Annotated in this window: 16 protein-coding genes and 1 tRNA gene; 8 read left to right on the forward strand and 9 right to left on the reverse strand. The window is 64.8% G+C overall.

Annotation, left to right across the window (positions count from 1 at the left end):
• Positions 1-26: 26 nt before the first annotated feature.
• Together gltX and uvrB are read right to left on the reverse strand one after the other, a co-directional pair.
• The gene (gene gltX / locus AABM56_RS15440) at positions 27-1,508 is read right to left on the reverse strand and encodes a glutamate--tRNA ligase (RefSeq protein WP_133862414.1); all 1,482 of its coding nucleotides are present in this window, start codon (positions 1,506-1,508) and stop codon (positions 27-29) included.
• A 221-nt stretch (positions 1,509-1,729) separates the two neighbouring features.
• Positions 1,730-3,739, reverse strand: coding sequence for an excinuclease ABC subunit UvrB (gene uvrB, locus AABM56_RS15445; RefSeq protein ID WP_133862415.1), 2,010 nt, complete (start codon positions 3,737-3,739; stop codon positions 1,730-1,732).
• Positions 3,740-3,986: 247 nt separating this feature from the next.
• Here uvrB and AABM56_RS15450 point away from each other — a divergent pair, with 247 nt between their 5' ends.
• Positions 3,987-5,189 (forward strand): amino acid aminotransferase, encoded by a 1,203-nt coding sequence (locus tag AABM56_RS15450; RefSeq protein WP_133862416.1) that lies wholly within the window; start codon positions 3,987-3,989, stop codon positions 5,187-5,189.
• A gap of 82 nt (positions 5,190-5,271) precedes the next feature.
• Positions 5,272-5,347, forward strand: a tRNA-Asn gene (locus tag AABM56_RS15455).
• Positions 5,348-5,429: 82 nt separating this feature from the next.
• On the opposite strand, the gene AABM56_RS15460 is transcribed toward AABM56_RS15455, so the two are convergent.
• On the reverse strand, positions 5,430-5,804 hold the full coding sequence (locus tag AABM56_RS15460) for a response regulator (RefSeq protein WP_347883447.1): 375 nt from the start codon (positions 5,802-5,804) through the stop codon (positions 5,430-5,432).
• Positions 5,805-6,067: 263 nt separating this feature from the next.
• Between AABM56_RS15460 and AABM56_RS15465 the strand changes: the two genes are divergently transcribed.
• From AABM56_RS15465 to AABM56_RS15475, 3 genes are all read left to right on the forward strand, one after another.
• Positions 6,068-7,081: a sensor histidine kinase gene (locus AABM56_RS15465; protein WP_263258893.1), complete on the forward strand. Its 1,014-nt coding sequence runs from the start codon at positions 6,068-6,070 to the stop codon at positions 7,079-7,081.
• 70 nt (positions 7,082-7,151) lie between these two features.
• Positions 7,152-7,490: a zinc ribbon domain-containing protein YjdM gene (locus AABM56_RS15470; protein ID WP_133862418.1), complete on the forward strand. Its 339-nt coding sequence runs from the start codon at positions 7,152-7,154 to the stop codon at positions 7,488-7,490.
• A gap of 75 nt (positions 7,491-7,565) precedes the next feature.
• Positions 7,566-8,108: an invasion associated locus B family protein gene (locus AABM56_RS15475; protein ID WP_133862419.1), complete on the forward strand. Its 543-nt coding sequence runs from the start codon at positions 7,566-7,568 to the stop codon at positions 8,106-8,108.
• Between the two features lie 6 nt (positions 8,109-8,114).
• On the opposite strand, the gene AABM56_RS15480 is transcribed toward AABM56_RS15475, so the two are convergent.
• From AABM56_RS15480 to AABM56_RS15500, 5 genes are all read right to left on the reverse strand, one after another.
• Positions 8,115-9,173 carry a Gfo/Idh/MocA family oxidoreductase gene (locus tag AABM56_RS15480; protein WP_347883448.1) on the reverse strand — a complete coding sequence of 353 codons (1,059 nt, stop codon included), beginning with the start codon at positions 9,171-9,173 and terminating at the stop codon, positions 8,115-8,117.
• A gap of 63 nt (positions 9,174-9,236) precedes the next feature.
• Positions 9,237-9,974, reverse strand: a complete 738-nt coding sequence (locus AABM56_RS15485; RefSeq protein WP_133862421.1) for a hypothetical protein — start codon at positions 9,972-9,974, stop codon at positions 9,237-9,239.
• A gap of 100 nt (positions 9,975-10,074) precedes the next feature.
• Positions 10,075-10,755 (reverse strand): SDR family oxidoreductase, encoded by a 681-nt coding sequence (locus AABM56_RS15490; protein ID WP_347884129.1) that lies wholly within the window; start codon positions 10,753-10,755, stop codon positions 10,075-10,077.
• A gap of 310 nt (positions 10,756-11,065) precedes the next feature.
• The gene (locus AABM56_RS15495) at positions 11,066-12,559 is read right to left on the reverse strand and encodes a CoA-acylating methylmalonate-semialdehyde dehydrogenase (protein ID WP_133862422.1); all 1,494 of its coding nucleotides are present in this window, start codon (positions 12,557-12,559) and stop codon (positions 11,066-11,068) included.
• 57 nt (positions 12,560-12,616) lie between these two features.
• Entirely contained in the window at positions 12,617-13,963 is a 1,347-nt protein-coding gene (locus AABM56_RS15500) for an aspartate aminotransferase family protein (protein ID WP_133862423.1), read from the reverse strand.
• A 480-nt stretch (positions 13,964-14,443) separates the two neighbouring features.
• Between AABM56_RS15500 and AABM56_RS15505 the strand changes: the two genes are divergently transcribed.
• Entirely contained in the window at positions 14,444-15,442 is a 999-nt protein-coding gene (locus AABM56_RS15505) for an acyltransferase (protein WP_133862424.1), read from the forward strand.
• A gap of 62 nt (positions 15,443-15,504) precedes the next feature.
• Positions 15,505-16,425 carry a LysR family transcriptional regulator gene (locus AABM56_RS15510; RefSeq protein ID WP_133862425.1) on the forward strand — a complete coding sequence of 307 codons (921 nt, stop codon included), beginning with the start codon at positions 15,505-15,507 and terminating at the stop codon, positions 16,423-16,425.
• Here the strand turns inward: AABM56_RS15510 and AABM56_RS15515 are convergent.
• Positions 16,422-17,150: an SDR family oxidoreductase gene (locus tag AABM56_RS15515; RefSeq protein WP_133862426.1), complete on the reverse strand. Its 729-nt coding sequence runs from the start codon at positions 17,148-17,150 to the stop codon at positions 16,422-16,424. The genes AABM56_RS15510 and AABM56_RS15515 overlap by 4 nt on opposite strands.
• Positions 17,151-17,295: 145 nt before the next feature.
• On the opposite strand from AABM56_RS15515, the gene AABM56_RS15520 reads away from it, so the two are divergent.
• Positions 17,296-18,198, forward strand: a complete 903-nt coding sequence (locus AABM56_RS15520; protein ID WP_133862427.1) for a LysR family transcriptional regulator — start codon at positions 17,296-17,298, stop codon at positions 18,196-18,198.
• Positions 18,199-18,273 lie beyond the last annotated feature (75 nt).

The following is an 18,273-nucleotide window of genomic DNA, read 5'->3' on the forward strand; positions in this document are numbered from 1 at the left end:
CGGGGTCGGGGTCGGCCGGGAGACTGTCAGCCGAGTTCGGCCAGCAGCTTCTCCCACTCCTTGGTTTCCTTCTTGGAAGGCGCACCCAGCAGCTCGACCGCCTGGCGCAGGCGGAAGCGGGTGAGGTCCGGACCGAGGATCTCCATGGCATCCAGCACCGAGACCGAACTGGCCTGACCGGTGATGGCGGCGAACAGCAGCGGCATGACGTCGCGCAACTTGAGCTGCTGGTGCTCGGCGACCGCCTGGATCACCGCGGTGATGCGTTCCTTATCCCACTGGCGCAGGGCTTCGAGCTTCCACAGCAGCAGTTGCATGACCAGGCGGACCTGATCGGCGGACAGCTTCTTGTGCTGGAACAGCGCCGGCTCCAGATTCAGGCCGCCGCTGAAGAAGAAGCCGGCCAGCGGGGCGATCTGGCTGAAGGTCTCGACCCGCTGTTGCACCAGCGGGGCAATCTTGAGCAGGTACTCGGGATTGAGCGCCCACTGCTGCACCTCGGCGGCGAAGCGCTCGGGGCTCAGCTCGCGCAGCCACTGGCCGTTGAGCCAGGAGAGCTTCTCGACGTCGAAGATCGGACCGCCCAGGGAAACGCGTTGAAGGTCGAAATGCTCGACCATCTCGTCCAGGGTGAATTTTTCACGCTCGTCGGGCATGGACCAGCCCATGCGGCCGAGGTAGTTGAGCATGGCCTCGGGCAGGTAGCCCATGCGCTGATAGAAGGTCACCGAGGTGGGATTCTTGCGCTTGGAAAGCTTGCTCTTGTCGGGATTGCGCAGCAGCGGCATGTAGCAGAGCTGGGGCTGCTCCCAACCGAAGTATTCGTAGAGCTTGATCAGCTTGGGCGCCGAGGGCAGCCACTCCTCGCCACGCAGGACGTGGGTGATGCCCATCAGGTGGTCGTCGACCACGTTGGCGAGGAAGTAGGTAGGCAGGCCGTCGGCCTTCATCAGCACCTGCATGTCCATGCGATCCCAGGGGATCTCGACCTCGCCGCGCAGCAGGTCGGGGACGACGCAGACGCCCTCCTCCGGGACCTTCATGCGGATCACATAGGGCTGGCCGGCGTCCAGGCGCTGCTGCACCTCTTCCGGGGTCAGCCGCAGGCCGCGACCGTCATAGCGCGGGGTCTCGCCCCGTGCCTGCTGTTCGGCGCGCATCTGGTCGAGTTCTTCCGGGGTGGCGAAACAGAGGAAGGCATGACCCTTCTCCACCAGCTCCCGGGCGTACTTCCAGTAGATCTCGCCGCGCTCGCTCTGCCGATAGGGGCCATGGGGGCCGCCGACGTCGGGGCCCTCGTCCCACTCGATGCCCAGCCAGCGCAGGGCGTCGTAGATCTGCTGTTCGGATTCGCGGGTCGAGCGGACCTGGTCGGTATCCTCGATGCGCAGGATGAACTGACCGCCGTGCTGACGGGCGAAGCAGAGGTTGAACAGGGCGATATAGGCGGTACCGACATGCGGGTCGCCGGTGGGCGACGGCGCGATGCGCGTGCGAACGGTGGTCATCGGCTTTCTCGAAAAACGCGAAGGGACAAAGGCGGAATGGTAGCAGCGCCAGCCCTGGCGCTGCCAGTTGGCGGAAAGCCCGAGCCTGTTCATGTTCTCGCGAGCTAGAGCCAAGCAAGGCGAAAATAGCTGAGGAAGCGGAGTTTACGAAGGGTAAATGAGCATTCCGAAGCTATTTTCAACGCAGCTTGGCCGACGCGTAGCAGAACAGGTACAGGCTCCTAGACCTGGACCAGGCGCTCGCGCAGTGCCTGGATCTCATCGCGCAGCTGGGCGGCGGATTCGAACTGCAGGTCGCGCGCCAGCTGCAACATCTTCTCTTCGAGCTGACGGATGCGCTTGCCGATCTCGCTCGGCGAGCGCAGTTCGGCGGCGTATTCGCCCTGGTCCTCGGCGGCCTTGGCCACTCGGCGCTTACCCTTGGCACCCGGGGCCGCGGCGCCTTCCATGATGTCGCGGATGTCCTTCTTGATGCCCTGGGGCACGATGCCGTGTTCTTCGTTGAAGGCCAGCTGCCTGTTGCGCCGGCGTTCGGTCTCGTCGATGGCGCGCTGCATGGAGCCGGTCATGTTGTCGGCATAGAGGATGGCCTTGCCGTTGAGGTTGCGCGCCGCCCGGCCGATGGTCTGGATCAGCGAACGCTCGGAACGCAGGAAGCCTTCCTTGTCCGCGTCGAGCACCGCTACCAGGGAGACTTCCGGCATGTCCAGGCCTTCGCGCAGCAGGTTGATGCCTACCAGGACGTCGAAGGTACCCAGGCGCAGGTCGCGGATGATCTCCACTCGTTCCACGGTGTCGATGTCCGAGTGCAGGTAGCGCACCCGTACGTCGTGGTCGGCCAGGTAGTCGGTGAGGTCCTCGGCCATGCGCTTGGTCAGGGTGGTGCAGAGCACCCGCTCCTCCTGGGCCACCCGCAGGCGGATCTCGGAGAGCAGATCGTCCACCTGGGTGGTGGCCGGACGGATCTCGATGATGGGGTCGACCAGGCCGGTGGGGCGCACCACCTGCTCGACCACGCGGCCGGCGTGCTCTTCCTCATAGGGACCGGGGGTAGCCGAAACGAAGATGGTCTGGGGCGCACCGGCCTCCCACTCCTCGAATTTCAGGGGCCGGTTGTCCAGCGCCGAGGGCAGGCGGAAGCCGTATTCCACCAGGGTTTCCTTGCGCGAGCGGTCGCCCTTGAACATGGCGCCAATCTGCGGAACGGTGACGTGGGATTCGTCGATCACCAGCAGAGCATTGCTCGGCAGATAGTCATAGAGAGTGGGTGGCGGCTCGCCCGGACCCCGCCCGGACAGGTAGCGACTGTAGTTCTCGATACCGTTGCAATAGCCCAGTTCGAGGATCATTTCCAGGTCGAAGCGAGTGCGCTGCTCCAGCCGCTGGGCTTCGAGCAGGCGATTCTGGCTGCGCAGCCATTCCAGGCGTTCGGCGAGCTCCCGCTTGATGTTCTCGATGGCGCCCAGCAGGGTCTCGCGTGGCGTGGCGTAGTGGGTCTTGGGATAGAAGGTGAAGCGCGGCAGCTTGCGGATCACCTCGCCAGTCAACGGATCGAAGGCCGACAGGCTTTCCACCTCATCGTCGAACAGCTCGATGCGTACCGCTTCCAGGTCGGATTCCGCAGGGAAGATGTCGATGACGTCGCCGCGCACCCGGAAGGTCGCGCGGGCGAATTCCATGTCGTTGCGGCTGTACTGCAACTCGGCCAGGCGACGCAGGATGGTGCGCTGGTCGATGCGGTCGCCGCGATCCAGGTGCAGGACCATCTTCAGGTAGGCCTCGGGACTGCCCAGGCCGTAGATCGACGACACCGAGGCGACGATGATGGCATCTCTGCGCTCCAGCAGCGCCTTGGTGGCGGACAGACGCATCTGCTCGATATGGTCGTTGATGGACGAGTCCTTCTCGATGAAGGTGTCCGACGAGGGCACATAGGCTTCCGGCTGGTAGTAGTCGTAGTAGGAGACGAAGTACTCCACCGAGTTGTTCGGGAAGAAGGCCTTGAATTCACCATAGAGCTGGGCAGCCAGGGTCTTGTTCGGCGCCAGCACCATGGTCGGGCGCTGCACCTGAGCGATGACGTTGGCGATGCTGAAGGTCTTGCCCGAGCCGGTCACGCCGAGCAGGGTCTGGTGCGACAGGCCCGCCTCCAGGCCTTCCACCATCTGGCGAATGGCTTCGGGCTGGTCGCCGGCCGGGGTGTAGCGAGTGGAGAGCTGGAATGCGGACATGGCTGCCTCAAGAGCGCGGAAATGCACGGACACCACCGCGCCGACGCAAGGTCAGGGCGGTGTGGACGAGGAAAAAGCTGGAATGCCCTAGATGAGGTCGCATGCACCCCTTTGCAATCCGCCTGCGGCGCCGCACGTCAGGAAATCTCCTACCGAGGTCGGGTCGCGATGGTGCCTGCAGGGGGCTATACTCCTGGTTCCTAAGCGTTCCGCCCTTCCCTTCACCCCTCATTCGAGCCCCTGCCCCATGAGTTTGTTCTCCGCCGTCGAAATGGCACCCCGCGACCCCATCCTTGGCCTGAACGAGGCCTATAACGCCGATGCCCGTCCGCACAAGGTCAATCTGGGCGTGGGGGTCTACTACGACGAGCAGGGCCGCATTCCGCTGTTGCGCGCCGTGGCCGAGGCCGAGCAGCAGCGCGTGGCCGCCCAGGCACCGCGTGGCTACCTGCCCATCGAGGGCATCGCCGCCTATGACCAGGCCGTCCAGCACCTGCTGTTCGGCGCCGAGTCGAGCCTGGTGCGCGAAGGCCGCGCCGTCACCGTGCAGTCCGTTGGCGGCACCGGTGCACTGAAGATCGGCGCCGACTTCCTCAAGCGGCTGCTGCCGGATGCCGTGGTCGCCATCAGTGACCCGAGCTGGGAAAACCACCGCGCGCTGTTCGAGGGCGCCGGCTTTCCCGTGCAGAACTATCGCTACTACGACGCCGCCAGCAATGGCCTGAACCGCGCAGGTTTCCTGGCCGATCTCCAGGCATTGCCGGAGCGCTCGGTGGTGGTGCTGCATGCCTGCTGCCACAACCCCACCGGCGTCGATCTGCAACCAGCCGACTGGCAGGCGGTGCTGGACGTGGTCAAGGCGCGCAACCTGGTGCCCTTCCTCGACATCGCCTACCAGGGCTTTGGCGACGGCATCGAGGAAGACGCCCAGGCGGTACGCCTGTTCGCCGACTCCGGCCTGACCTTCCTGGTCTCCAGTTCCTTCTCCAAATCCTTCTCGCTGTATGGCGAGCGGGTCGGCGCCCTGACCCTGGTCAGCGAGAGCCGCGAGGAAAGCGCCCGGGTGCTGTCCCAGGTCAAGCGGGTGATCCGCACCAACTACTCCAACCCGCCGACCCATGGCGCCACCATCGTCGCCAGCGTGCTGAGCAATCCCGAGCTGCGCGCCCTGTGGGAAGCCGAACTGGGCGAGATGCGCCAGCGCATCCGCACCATGCGCAACGCCCTGGTGGAAGGCCTGGCCGCGGCTGGCGCCACTCGCGACTTCGCCTTCGTCAACGCGCAGCGCGGCATGTTCTCCTACTCCGGCCTCACCGCCGAGCAGGTCGAGCGGCTGAAAAGCGAATTCGGCATCTATGCGGTCAGCACCGGACGCATCTGCGTGGCGGCGTTGAACGAGCGCAATCTGCCACCGACCGTCCAGGCCATCGCCGCCGTCCTGAAGGGCTAAGACGGCACTTCCGGCAGCGCCTTTTCTGGGCGCTGCCAAGGCTTGACTTCCCGTTATCTATCAGTAAGATACGCTCCGTTGTTCCGCGATAGCTCAGTCGGTAGAGCAAATGACTGTTAATCATTGGGTCCCTGGTTCGAGTCCAGGTCGCGGAGCCAAAATCTGAAAAGCCCGTAGCGGGTGACCGCTACGTGCTTTTTCATGGGCGCAATTTACCTGTTACCGGCCCCTGCAAAGGGTCTAGGCATAGCGCCCCGGGCGCCCGGGCGGCGGGCAACTGCGGTGCAACGCCTCCAGATCCCAGGGCTTGGGCAGAAAGGTCGCTCGTGCCGCGCGAGCGGGATTGTCGTCGCAATAGCCCGAAGTGATGACGATGGGCAGATTGGCCTGCCGCCCACGGGCCTGCAGTGCCAAGTCAACGCCGCTCAGGATTCCCGGCATGCGCACATCGGTGAAGAGCAGATCCAACTGCGGCTGCTCGTCCTGCAGAAAGGCACAGGCCGCATCGGCGCTGCCGAAGGCATGCACCTGATAACCCCAGCCCTCGAACAGCTCCTGCAGCAGATCCAATAGGACGGGCTCATCTTCGGCGACCAATACGCGCTGGCGACTCATGAGCGAATCCTGTGATGGTTAAAGACGTAATCGTTTGACCATAACGTTTCGCTGCCGTCCTGACTTGTACGACCAAGGGCACTCTGTACAAGAAAAAGCCCTCGTCCCGCCCAGAGCCAGCCATTTCGCTCGGGAAGGTGCAGGCCTTGTACAGGAAATCGCCGTCGAGCCGGACAGAGCCACCTTTGGTGCCACCATCCGCCCAAGCGAGACGGCTTTGCGTTAAGCTTGCGCCGCCGCCGTCTACCCCGCAGGTCAGAGCCTTGGATCCGTCGTCTCGTCGTCACTGGATCAGCGATCTCAGCAGCAGGATCCGCGCTCGCCCGGCATTGGCCTACAGCCTCGCCTTGCTGGCATTCGCCCTGGCCCTGGCGGCACGCTTCGCCCTGGTGGACGTCCTGATGCAGGGCTTTCCCTACCTGACCTTCTTTCCCGCCGTCATCCTGACCGCCTTCTTCTGCGGCAGCCGCGCCGGCACCCTGTGTGCCGTGCTGTCCGGACTGGCCGCCTGGTACTTCTTCATTCCGCCGGGCTGGACCTTCAACGTAGGGCCCCAGGGTGCCCTGGCCCTGGCCTTCTATGTGGTCATCGTCAGCGTCGACATAGTGCTGATCCATTACATGCACACGGCCAGCGCCCGGCTGCGCGCCGAACAACAGGTGATCCACGACCTCTACAACGTCCAGACGACGATGTTCCAGGAGTTGCAGCACCGGGTCGCCAACAACATCCAGTTCATCGCCTCGCTGCTCATGCTGCAGCAACTCAAGTTGCCCGGCGACAGCCAGGCGTCCCAGGCCCTGGAAGAAGCCCGTTCGCGGCTGGAGAGCATCTCGCGCATCCATCGGCGCCTGCACGACCCCGCCGATGCCGATCAGCCGGTGGCCCATCATCTGCAGTTGCTGACCAGTGATCTGCTGGCCGCCGCAGGACAGGCCAATGTCTCCTGCGCCATCACCGCCGAACCGCTCAATTTCGACCTGCCCCGCCTGACCACCCTGTCGATGCTGGTGGCGGAGGTGGTGACCAATTCCCTCAAGCACGCCTTCGACGCCGACCAGCGTGGCCTGATCAGCATCAGCCTGCAGCGCGGCGACGATCAGCGACTGCTGTTGCGGATCGCCGACAACGGTCGGGGCATGCCGCCGCAATTTAATCCGCGTACCAGCCAGCGCCTGGGTTTCAAGATCATCAAGAGCCTGGCCGAACAGCTCGGCGGCGAGGCGCACTACCGCAACGACCACGGTACCGTGGTCGAGGTACAGCTGGCAGCCTAGGGCATGGCCTCCACCCGCGCCGGGCTAAAACCCTATACAATGCGCGGCTTTTCCAGCCAGGTGCCCCGCCATGACCGCTTTGCCGCCCTGCCCCCTCTGCGCTTCCGAATACACCTACGCCGATGGCGATCAGCTGATCTGCCCGGAATGCGCCCATGAATGGACGCCCGGGGACGCCGGTATCGCGGCTGAAGCCAAGGTGATCCGCGATGCGGTCGGCAATCCCCTGCAGGACGGCGATACCGTCAGCGTGATCAAGGATCTCAAGGTCAAGGGCTCGTCGCTGGTGGTCAAGGTCGGCACCAAGGTCAAGAACATCCGCCTGGTCGACGGCGATCACGACATCGACTGCAAGATCGATGGCATAGGTGCGATGAAGCTCAAATCCGAGTTCGTCAAAAAGGTCTGATCGTCGTGCCGGGGTGTTCCCTGGCGGAGCGATGCCCTACCCTTGAGGCTCTTTCTCTCCTGCCAAGGACTCTCCATGTCTCAGCGCTTCCTCCGCTCGGCCCTGTTCCTCGCGCCTCTGCTGCTCGCCGGCCAGGCCTTCGCCCAGTCGGCGCCTGCCAACGCCCAGGAACCCCAGCCGTCAGTCACGGAGAAGTATGGCGACTGGCAGGTGATCTGCCGCATCGCCCGCAACGCGGACCGCTCCGCGCAGCTATGCGCCATCACCCAGCAGAAGGACAGCGCCAAGGGCCAGCGCATGCTGGTCACCGAGTTGCGCCCCAATCGGGAAGGCGTGGACGGCATCCTGGTGCTGCCCTTTGGCGTGGCGGTGACCAAGCCGATCTCGCTGCAGATCGACAAGCGCAGCCTGGAGAATCGGCCCTTCCACACCTGCATCCCCCAGGGCTGCGTGGTGCCGGTGGAATTCGTCGGTGACGTCTTCAAGCAGCTGCAGCGCGGCGGTCGCCTGACCGTGACCACCCCGGTCGCCAACGGCGAGACCGCCAGCGAAAGCCTGTCGCTCAAGGGCTTCTCCAAGGCCTATGACCGCGCCAAGGAACTGACCAAGCCGCTGTAAGGACCGCTAGTCTGGCAAGGGCGTTGCCGGGTGCTGCGCCGTGCCGCTGGCGGCGGCGCGCTCCACGGCGGCCACCAGCGCCAGGGTACGGGCGGCATCCTCGGCGCTGACCAGGGGAGCCTCCACTCCCCGCGCGACCCGCACGAAGTGCTCCAGCTGCAGCCGCAAGGCCTCGTCCGGGGCCGCGGCCCGCACCTCCGTCGCAAGCGGCTGGTGCCAGCCGGCGCCCGGCTCGGCATAGCGCCAGAGGCGCAGCTGCGGCACGCTCAGGGCGCCTTCGGTGCCGGCGAAGAGGTAGCAGGACTGGTCAGGCTGGTGGGGATAGACCGGATTCTCGCCACTGGTGAGCTCCCAGCTCCAGGGCGCGACGGCGCCGTCACTGGCGGTGAGACTGCCCAGGGCGCCGCTCTCGAATTGCAGATTGATCACGGCGCTGTCGGCATTGGCGTAGCCGCGCAGGGCGTTGTCGGCGAAGGCCTGGACCTGGCGCACCTCACCGCAGAGATGACGCAGCAGGTCGAGGTCGTGGATCAGATTGGTGAGCAGCATCCCGGCCCCCGCTTCGCGGCGCCAGGCGCTCTCGAAATAGCTCTCAGGCTTCTGCAGTTGCCACAGCGCGGTGACGGTGACCAGGCGGCCAAGTGCGCCTTGGCGCAACAGTTCATGAGCCCTGGCGATCAGCGGATTGTGGCGACGATGATGCCCGACCAGCAGTGGCACGCGCCGGTCGCGCTGGGCGTGCAGCAACTGAGCCACCTCTGCTGACGTGATCCCCACGGGCTTCTCCAGCAGCAGCGGGATGCCCAGATTCAGACAATCCAGGGCGGTGGCCACATGCAGGGCGTTGGGATTGGCGACGATCACCGCTTCCGGGCGCACGCTTTCCAGCAGCTGCCGATGATCGCGGAAATGCGGCACGGCCCACTGCGCGGCGAGCTCGGCCGCCCTCGGATCGGGATCGGCCAGGCCGCACAGCCGGGCACTCGGCACGGATTGAAGATGATGCAGGTACTGGCGGCCCATGTTGCCGGCGCCGATGAGGGCGATGCGCAAGGCAGCGACCATGAGAGAACCCCTTGTTATGGTTGTCGAGGTCGCTCGACTCTAAGGGACGCCCGGTCGAAGGCGCTACTGCACCGGCAGGAAATTGATAAACAGCAGACTCTGGGCGTAGTTGACGCCGATGCGCCGATAGCGCTCGTCCAGCAACTGGGCGAGCAAGTCCAGGCGGGCGACGATCTTGCCGAACTCGGTGGCGAAGCTGAGGTTGCTGCCCTCCTCCGAGATCTCGTTGGCGAACAGCAGCGGTTCGTCCTCGGCGTTCTTGCGCTGGCCGAGCAGCCAGGTGGCCTTTTCGATGTTGCGGGCCGCGTTGTTGACGAAGCGCGCATTCACCACATCGGTGATGTAGAACTCGGTGCGATTGCCGTGGGCCGCGATGATCATGCTGCCGATGGCATAGATGAAGGCGCCGACGCGGTCGCCACGGTAGTCGTCGTCGAGCACGTAGCTCAGGGCCGCCACGTCCTTGCGTCCGCCCAGCGCAGGCAGGCTGCGCTGCTGCTCGATGGCCATGCGGATCTCGCGCTCGGCGCTGGCGGCATCGGGCAGGCCGGTCTTCTTCCATTCGGCCGGATTGCGCAGGTAGAGCTTGTTCATCAGCCGATAGAGACTCTGCAGATTGGCCTGCATGGCGAGGGTAGCCATGCGGTCGGAGCTGGTCTGCAGGAATTCGCTGGGGCGGGTCTTGCCGAATTGCCGGGCAATGTCCTGGGCGGACTGGCTGGTGCAGCCGGTCAGGCTCGCGAGCAGGAGGCCAATCACACACCCGAGACGGGCGACGGCTGTGAAGGTAAGGGCAGGCATGGGGGCTTCGGCGGCTAAGGGCAGCCGAAGGGTAAGGCCTTCCCTGGCCGGCCTGCTGTGCGGCAGGCCAAGGAATGGGGTTTCTAACGGTCAGGCGTTGTCATCGGATGTAGCTTCCACCGTTGATATCAAGCGTTGCGCCGTTTAATGAGCGCTGCGAAGTCCGTAGAACAAAGGCTACCAACTCGCCAAGCTCTTCCAGCGCAACAGCCTGGCCGATCGGAATATCCCGCGTCACAGCTTGCTGACCGTGAATAGCCATGAAGCTTTCCGCCATTTCGGTACCCACCCAGCCAGGCGCTATGGCTACCGCAGTGATCCCGTCAGCGCCGAATGAGGTGGCAATAGATTTGGTCAGATTGATGAGTGCCGCTTTCGACGCCCCATACTGCATGGCATTAGCGGAATAGCCCCGCTGCCCTGCCCGGCTTGCCATATTGACGATGCGGCCACTTCCGTTCGACCGGAAATGGCTTATGGCCTCCTTGCACAGGTCCGCAGCGGCAAAGAAATTGATCTGAAACTCGCTCCGCCAAGCCCTCTGCCATTCCGCATGGTCAGCTTCCACCGAAACCTCGTTGCGGACCCCGGCATTGTTCACCAAGGCATCTATGCGACCCGTGATGGCCATAGCCTGGTTCCACAATTCGACGGGCCCACCGTCACTTCCCAGGTCGCCACAAACGAGATGCCCGACGCCACCGATGCTGGCGAGCAGATGCTCGGCACGTCCTCTGTCGCTACTGTAATGGATGATGACCTTGGCCCCTTGGCTCGCTATCTACCGAACGATCGCACCTCCAATGTCGCCAGATGCGCCAGTGACCAATACCGTCTGACCTAGCAAGGGTTTGTTCATCTTTTTCTCAGGCAATACATGTCTGAACAGAAAGCATGCACTAGGTGGCACGCGGCTCCGCCAGCCAGGACAGGGAGCGTCCAGCGTTGGCTGGAGCCACAGCCGCTGATGAAGTCCATGCGGGAGCGCAACGCGGCTATTCACCTCAAATCCAAAGCAAACAGGACGTTGGATAGTGCTGAAGCAGCAACGCTGGCGCCTGTGACGCCAGCGTTGCCACTACCCGGCTGACTCAACCGTTGCTGGGGAAGGCGAATTGCGAAGCCTCCTGGGCCTCGCGCTGCGGCCAACGCTGGGTGATGGTCTTGCGCCGGGTGTAGAAGCGCACACCGTCGGGGCCATAGGCGTGAAGGTCGCCGAACAGCGATCTCTTCCAGCCGCCGAAGCTGTGGTAGGCCACCGGCACCGGCAACGGCACGTTGATGCCGACCATGCCCACTTCGATCTGATCGGCGAACAGTCGCGCCGCTTCGCCATCACGGGTGAAGATGCAGGTGCCGTTGCCGTACTCGTGGGCATTGATCAGGGCGATGCCCTCTGCCAGGCTCTTGACCCGCACCACGCAGAGCACCGGACCAAAGATCTCTTCCTTGTAGATGCGCATCTCCGGGGTGACCTGATCGAACAGGCAGCCACCGAGGAAGAAGCCTTCTTCGTGGTCGGCAACCTTGAGACTGCGGCCGTCCACCACCAGCTTGGCGCCCGCCGCCACGCCATCGACGACATAGCCGGTGACCTTGTCCAGGTGCGCGCCGGTAACCAGCGGGCCCATGTCCAGGCCGCACTGGGTGCCCGGGCCGACCTTCAGTTTTTCGATCTCCGGCACCAGCCGGGCGATCAGCGCATCGGCGACCTGGTCACCGACGCAGACCGCCACCGAGATGGCCATGCAGCGTTCGCCGCAGGAGCCATAGGCGGCGCCCATCAAAGCATTGACGGTGTTGCCTAGGTCGGCGTCGGGCATGACCACCGCATGGTTCTTGGCGCCGCCCAGGGCCTGGACGCGCTTGCCCTTGGCGGTGCCGCGGGCATAGATGTATTCGGCGATGGGGGTGGAGCCGACAAAGCTCAGCGCCTTGACCTCGGGGGCGTCGATCAGGCCGTCCACGGCTTCCTTGTCGCCATGCACCACGTTCAACACGCCCTTGGGCAGGCCGGCTTCTTCGAACAGCTGGGCGATGGCCAGGGTGGAACTGGGGTCGCGCTCGCTGGGCTTGAGGATGAAGGTGTTGCCGCAGGCGATGGCCAGCGGATACATCCACAGCGGCACCATGGCCGGGAAGTTGAAGGGGGTGATGCCGGCCACCACGCCCAGGGGCTGGAAGTCGGACCAGGTGTCGATGCTCGGACCGGCGTTGCGGTTGTATTCGCCCTTGAGCAACTCGGGTGCCGCGGTGGCGTATTCGACGTTCTCGATGCCGCGACGCAATTCGCCGGCGGCGTCTTCCAGGGTCTTGCCGTGTTCTTCGCTGATCAGCTGCACCAGGCGCTCTTCGTTGCTCTCCAGCAGCTGCTTGAAGCGAAACAGCACCTGGGCGCGCTTGGCCGGCGGGGTATTGCGCCAGGCCGGAAAGGCGGCCTGGGCGGCATCGATGGCCTGCTGCAGGGTGGCCGCATCGGCCAGGGGTACTTCGCGGATGACCGCGCCCGTGGAAGGGTTGTAGACCGGTGCGCGGCGGCTGCCACCGTCGACCAGCTGGCCGCCGATGAGATGCTTGGGACTCATGAAGGGACTCCTTGTACGAGGGATGGGCGCTTCCACGGGGAAGCGCCGGAAAGAGGGTCAGTCGAGGCGATTGAGGACGTCACCGACCGCGGCGAAGACGCGATCCAGGTCTTCGATTTTGGCGTTGAAGGTGGGCCCGAATTGCAGGGTGTCGCCGCCGAAGCGGACGTAGAAGCCGGCCTTCCACAGGGCGATACCGGCCTCGAACGGGCGGATTACCGCATCGCCATCACGCGGGGCGAGCTGCAGGGCACCGGCCAGGCCGCAGTTGCGGATGTCCACCACGTGCTTGGCGCCCTTGAGGCCATGCAGCGAGGCTTCGAACTTGGGTGCCAGCTCGGCGGCCTGCTGCACCAGATTCTCTCGCGCCATGAGTTCCAGCGCCGCCAGACCCGCGGCACAGGCCACCGGATGGGCCGAATAGGTGTAGCCATGGGGAAACTCGACCATGTGCTCAGGCGTGGCCTGGTTCATGAAGGTGTCGTAGATGGCGCTGCTGGCGATCACCGCGCCCAGGGGCACGGCGCCGTTGGTGACCTGCTTGGCCACGTTCATGATGTCTGGCGTCACGCCGAAGAATTCGGCGCCGGTGTGACGGCCCATGCGGCCAAAGGCGGTGATGACCTCGTCGAAGATCAGCAGGATGTCGTGCTGGGTGCAGATCTCGCGCAGGCGCTGCAGATAGCCCACCGGCGGCACGATCACTCCGGCCGAGCCGGACATGGGCTCGACGATGACGGCCGCGATATTGGAGGCATCGTGCAGCTCGATCAGCTTGAGCAGCTCGTTGGCCAGCTCGACGCCGCCGGTCTCGGCCATGCCCTTGGTGAAGGCCATGCCCGGTTGCAGGGTATGGGGCAGATGGTCGACGTCCATGAAGGAGCCATACATCTTCCGGTTGCCGCCGATGCCGCCCAGGCTGGTGCCGGCAATGTTGACGCCGTGGTAGCCGCGGGCCCGGCCGATCAGCTTGGTCTTGGCCGGTTGACCCTTGATGCGCCAGTAGGCCCGCGCCAGCTTGACCGAGGTGTCGGCGCTCTCGGAACCCGAGCCGGTGAAGAAGACATGGTCCAGACCCGCCGGGGTCAGCTCGGCCATCTTTTCGGCCAGCTGGAAGGACAGCGGATGGCCGTACTGGAAGCCCGGCGAATAGTCGAGGGTGCCCAGCTGGCGCGCCACGGCTTCCTGGATCTCCTTGCGCGAGTGACCGGCGCCGCATGTCCAGAGTCCGGAGAGGCTGTCATAGATGCGCCGCCCCTGGTCGTCGATCAGCCAGCTGCCTTCGGCGGCCACCACGATGCGCGGATCCTTCTGAAAGGCGCGATTGGCGGTAAAGGGCATCCAGTGGGCACGCAGGTTGAGCTGGGCGGCGACAGGTGGCGAAACGGTCAGCGGCTGGTTCATGACGGGGCCTCGGGCGGTGACATTGAGCCTGCAGAGTGCGCCCAGTCTTGCGTGAGTTAAATGATTTTTTTCTCGCGCCTAAACATCTTAAAACTCACCCAATCACGGGTTCTAACTCGCTAAATCAAAAGAAACTGGCGGGGAGAACCACGCCGCTTCCTGCAGTCACGGATTGGCTGAAAAGCCTTCTATAGACGCAATTATCCGTGCCAACTCGGCACCCAAGAAACATCTTGAAACCAACAAATTTGATTAGTAATCAGTAACTTGCCTGAAACACTTTAAGCTGGCCGCCTGCCACCGTAGTCCCGTGGCGCCGAGGCACCCTCGCCTCACCTCTTCTCCCGGCGCGTAGTCCAGCCGGGCGCGGTAGCCTGTCCGCCGTCTCTGCCGCGTACCCAACTTTCCGCTTTTGCCAACCCGTGCCCCTCCCCCGAGGCAGAGCGCGCGGTTTAGCTATTCCTCAAGGAAACCTCCCCTATGCTGATTCAGCTCAACTGGATCCGCGGCCTGGCGGCCGTTCTCATCGTTTTCCACCACATGACCGTGGGCAGCTACCAGACCACCGAACATCAGCAGATCGCCCTGAATCTGCTGTCGCTGGAAACCACCTGCATCTTCGTCGCGCTCTCGGGCTTCTTCTTTCGCTACAACCTCGGCAAATACAGCTACCAGGTCTATCTGGGCAAAAAGCTGCAGAACGTCATCCTCCCCTATCTGCTGATCTCGATTCCCGCCGTACTGCTCTATGTCTCCGGACTCAAGCAGGAACACGAGTGGATCGACATGAACGCCTTCCACGACTGGCCGCCCTTTGCCCAGACCGCGCTGCTGCTGGCCACTGGCGCCCACCTGGGTCCGCTGTGGTTCATTCCGGCGCTGACGCTGATCTTCCTGCTCGCGCCGGCCCTGGAGTGGATCGTCAAGCGTGGCCTGCTGCCGGCGGCGACCATGGTCGGCCTGCTGTATTTCCTGGTGTCCGATCGCCCGATCAATGACGCCGATCCGCTGCTGGCGGCCCTGCACTTCCTGCCGATCTACCTCTGCGGCATGCTGGCCTGCGAACAGCGCGAGCGGCTGCAACGGCCCCAGGCGCGTTACTGGCTGCTGGCGGCCCTGCTGCTGCTGAGTGGCGCGGCAGTACTCGACAGCGCCTTCTACGGGCTGCAGAAACTGGCACTGTGCCTGTTGCTGTTCGCGGTCTTCAGCCAGAAGGTCAAGGCGCCGGGATACGCCGAGAGCCGCCTGACCAAGGGCATGGCCCTGCTGGGCGCCTACAGCTTCGCCATCTACTTCCTGCACGGCTATCTCGCCGGCGCCTATCGCGTGCTGGGTCGCCTGCTGGGTGAGCAGAACTTCGCCCAGTACCTGGGCACCCGCCTGTGCCTGACGCTGATCACCCTGCTCTGCTGCATCGCCGCGGTCTGGGTGGTCAAGCAGGTCACCCGGCAGCGCAGCCGGGTCCTGATCGGCGCCTAAAACCGGTCGCTGGCGCCGCTCCCGACGGCGCCTTATGCTGTCCCGCATTTGCGGTGGCAGCCATGAAGACGACGCGCAAGGCCCTGCTCGCCCAGGTCGGCGATTTCGAGATCCGCCTGCTGCGACTGTTCAAGACGGTGGTGGAGTGCGGCAGCTTCACCGCTGCCGAAGGCCGGCTGGGCATCACCCGCTCGGCCATCAGCCTGCACATGAACGACCTGGAAAAACGCCTCGGCATGCGCCTCTGCCAGCGCGGGCGCGCCGGTTTCTCCCTGACCGACGAAGGCCGCGAGGTGCTCAAGGCCAGCCAGTCGCTGTTCGCCGCCCTGGAAGGCTTTCGCAGCGAGGTCAACCAGCTGCACCAGCACCTGCGTGGCGAGCTGAACCTTGGCATCATCAACAATCTGGTGACCCAGCCGCGCATGCGCATCACCCATGCCCTGGCCGCGCTCAAGCGCGCCGCGCCGGGGGTAGTGGTCAACATCGGCATGACCCTGCCCGGCGAGATCGAGACCGGCGTGCTCGACGGCCACCTGCACCTGGGCGTGCTGCCGCTGATCAATGCCCTGGCCGGGCTGGACTACCTGCCCCTCTACGAAGAGCGCGCCCTGCTCTATTGCAGCCGCAGCCATCCGCTGTTCGCAGTGGCCGACGCGGCGCTGGACGACGCCCTCCTGGCCGCTCAGGACGCCGTCGGCCCCAATCACCTCCTCAACCAGGACGGCCACGAACGCCATGCCGCGCTGAACTGCACGGCACGCGCCTCGGATCGCGAAGGCGTGGCCTTTCTCATCCTCACCGGTTGCTACATCGGCTACCTGCCCGACCACGTCGCCCAGCCCTGGGTGGCCCAGGGTCAGTTGCGCGCCCTGAATCCCGAGCGCTTTCACTTCGACACCACCCTGGCCGCCGTCACCCGCAAGGGCCGGCGACCGAATCTGGTGCTGGAGCGCTTTCTCGAAGCCCTGGCCGAGACCGTCTAGTTGGCGCTGCGGGTCGGGCGCACGACAATTTCGTTGACGTCCACATCGTCCGGCTGCTCGATGGCATAGCGCACCGCGCGGCCGATGGCGTCGGGTTGCAGGGCAATGGCGCGATAGTCGTCCATCATCGCCCGCGCCGCGGGATCGGTGATGGTGGAAGCCAGTTCGCTTTCCACCACGCCCGGATGGATGCAGGTGACCCGCAGATCGTCGCGCTCCTGGCGCAGTCCCTCGGAGATCGCCCGTACCGCGTGCTTGGTGGCGCAATAGACCGCCGCCGTGGGCACCACCGACAGCGCTCCGATGGAGCCCAGGTTGATGATGTGCCCGGCGCCACGGGCGGTGAATTCCGGCAGCACCGCGGCGATGCCGTTGAGCACGCCCTTGATGTTGACGTCGACCATCTGCATCCATTCTTCGGTCTTGAGTGAGGCCATGGGCGACAGCGGCATGATCCCAGCGTTGTTGACGATGACGTCCACCCGGCCCCAGCGCTCGCGAGCCGCCTGGGCGAAGGCGGCCACGTCGGCGCTGTCGGTGACGTCCAGCCGACGGCAGGCGGCTTCGCCACCCGCGGCGTTGATCTCGGCCGCCAGGGCCTCCAGCCGTTCGCTGCGGCGCGCGCCGAGCAGCAGCTTGCAGCCGGCCGCGCCCAGTTCGCGCGCGATGCCCGCGCCTATGCCACTGGAGGCGCCGGTGATGAGTACGACCTTGTCGATAGCCATGAAGTGTTCCTCTCGAATGGGGTGGTTTGCCTGGACGATCTGCTGATCGGCTGCGTGCCCTTCCAGGCTTGCCACCACCTTAGCGAAGGCTCATTGTCGTGATAATTCCCCCGTTCCTGACTGCCATGGTTAGCGAGACTCACCAATGCACACTGATCTGAATCTGCTCAAGGTCTTCGTCGTGGTGGCCACGGCCGAGAATTTCCGCGTGGCGGCGGATCGTCTGGGCGTCAGTCGCTCTGCGGTCAGCCAGGCCATCCGCCGTCTGGAAGACGAACTGGGCAGCTCACTGGTGCAGCGCACCACCCGCAGCGTACGGCTGACCGAGGCTGGCGAACGCCTGCAGCGGCAGATTGCCGGGCCCCTGGCCGGTCTGCTGGGCGCCCTGGAGGACGCCAGTCACGCCGGCCCGCCGCGCGGATTGTTACGGGTCGCGGTCACCTCCATCGCCGAGCGCTTTCTCGATGGGCCGCTGCTGGCCAGCTTCGTCGAGGCCTATCCGGAGGTGACCCTGGACGTCACCGTCACCGACGAGGAATTCGATATCGTCGCGTGGGGTTTCGATGCCGGCGTACGGCTGGGCGAGGTGATCGAGCAGGACATGATCGCCATTCCGGTGACCGGACCGCAGCGCGAAGTGGCTGTGGCGACCCCGGGCTATTTCGCCCGTCATGGCCGCCCCCGACACCCGCGCGAACTGGCGGACCACCGCTGCATTGGCTGGCGCCCGGCCCCGGAGGTGGCGCCCTGGCGCTGGGAATTCAGCGAGAACGGTCGCGCCTTCGATGTGGCCGTCGCGCCGCGGATCACCACCAACGATATGCTGCTGATGGTGCGCACCGCCCTGGCCGGAGGCGGCATCACCTTTGGCATGGAGGACACCTTCCGCCCCTATCTGGAGCGGGGTGAACTGGAGCGCGTGCTGGAAGACTATCTGCCGCCCTTTCCCGGCTTCTACCTCTACTATCCGAACCGCCACAACCTGGCGCCCAAGCTGCGGGCGCTGGTGGAGCATGTGCGGGGGTATCGGGAGGAGAACGAGGGGTAGCGCGAGTTGGGGCGGCCCTCACCCCGGCCCTATCCCAGAGGGAGAGGAGGCGCTCGCCTGAGCCCGCGTCGGGTG

The sequence above is a fragment of the Pseudomonas aestiva genome, from assembly GCF_039908605.1.
GTDB classification, from domain to species: domain Bacteria; phylum Pseudomonadota; class Gammaproteobacteria; order Pseudomonadales; family Pseudomonadaceae; genus Chryseomonas; species Chryseomonas aestiva.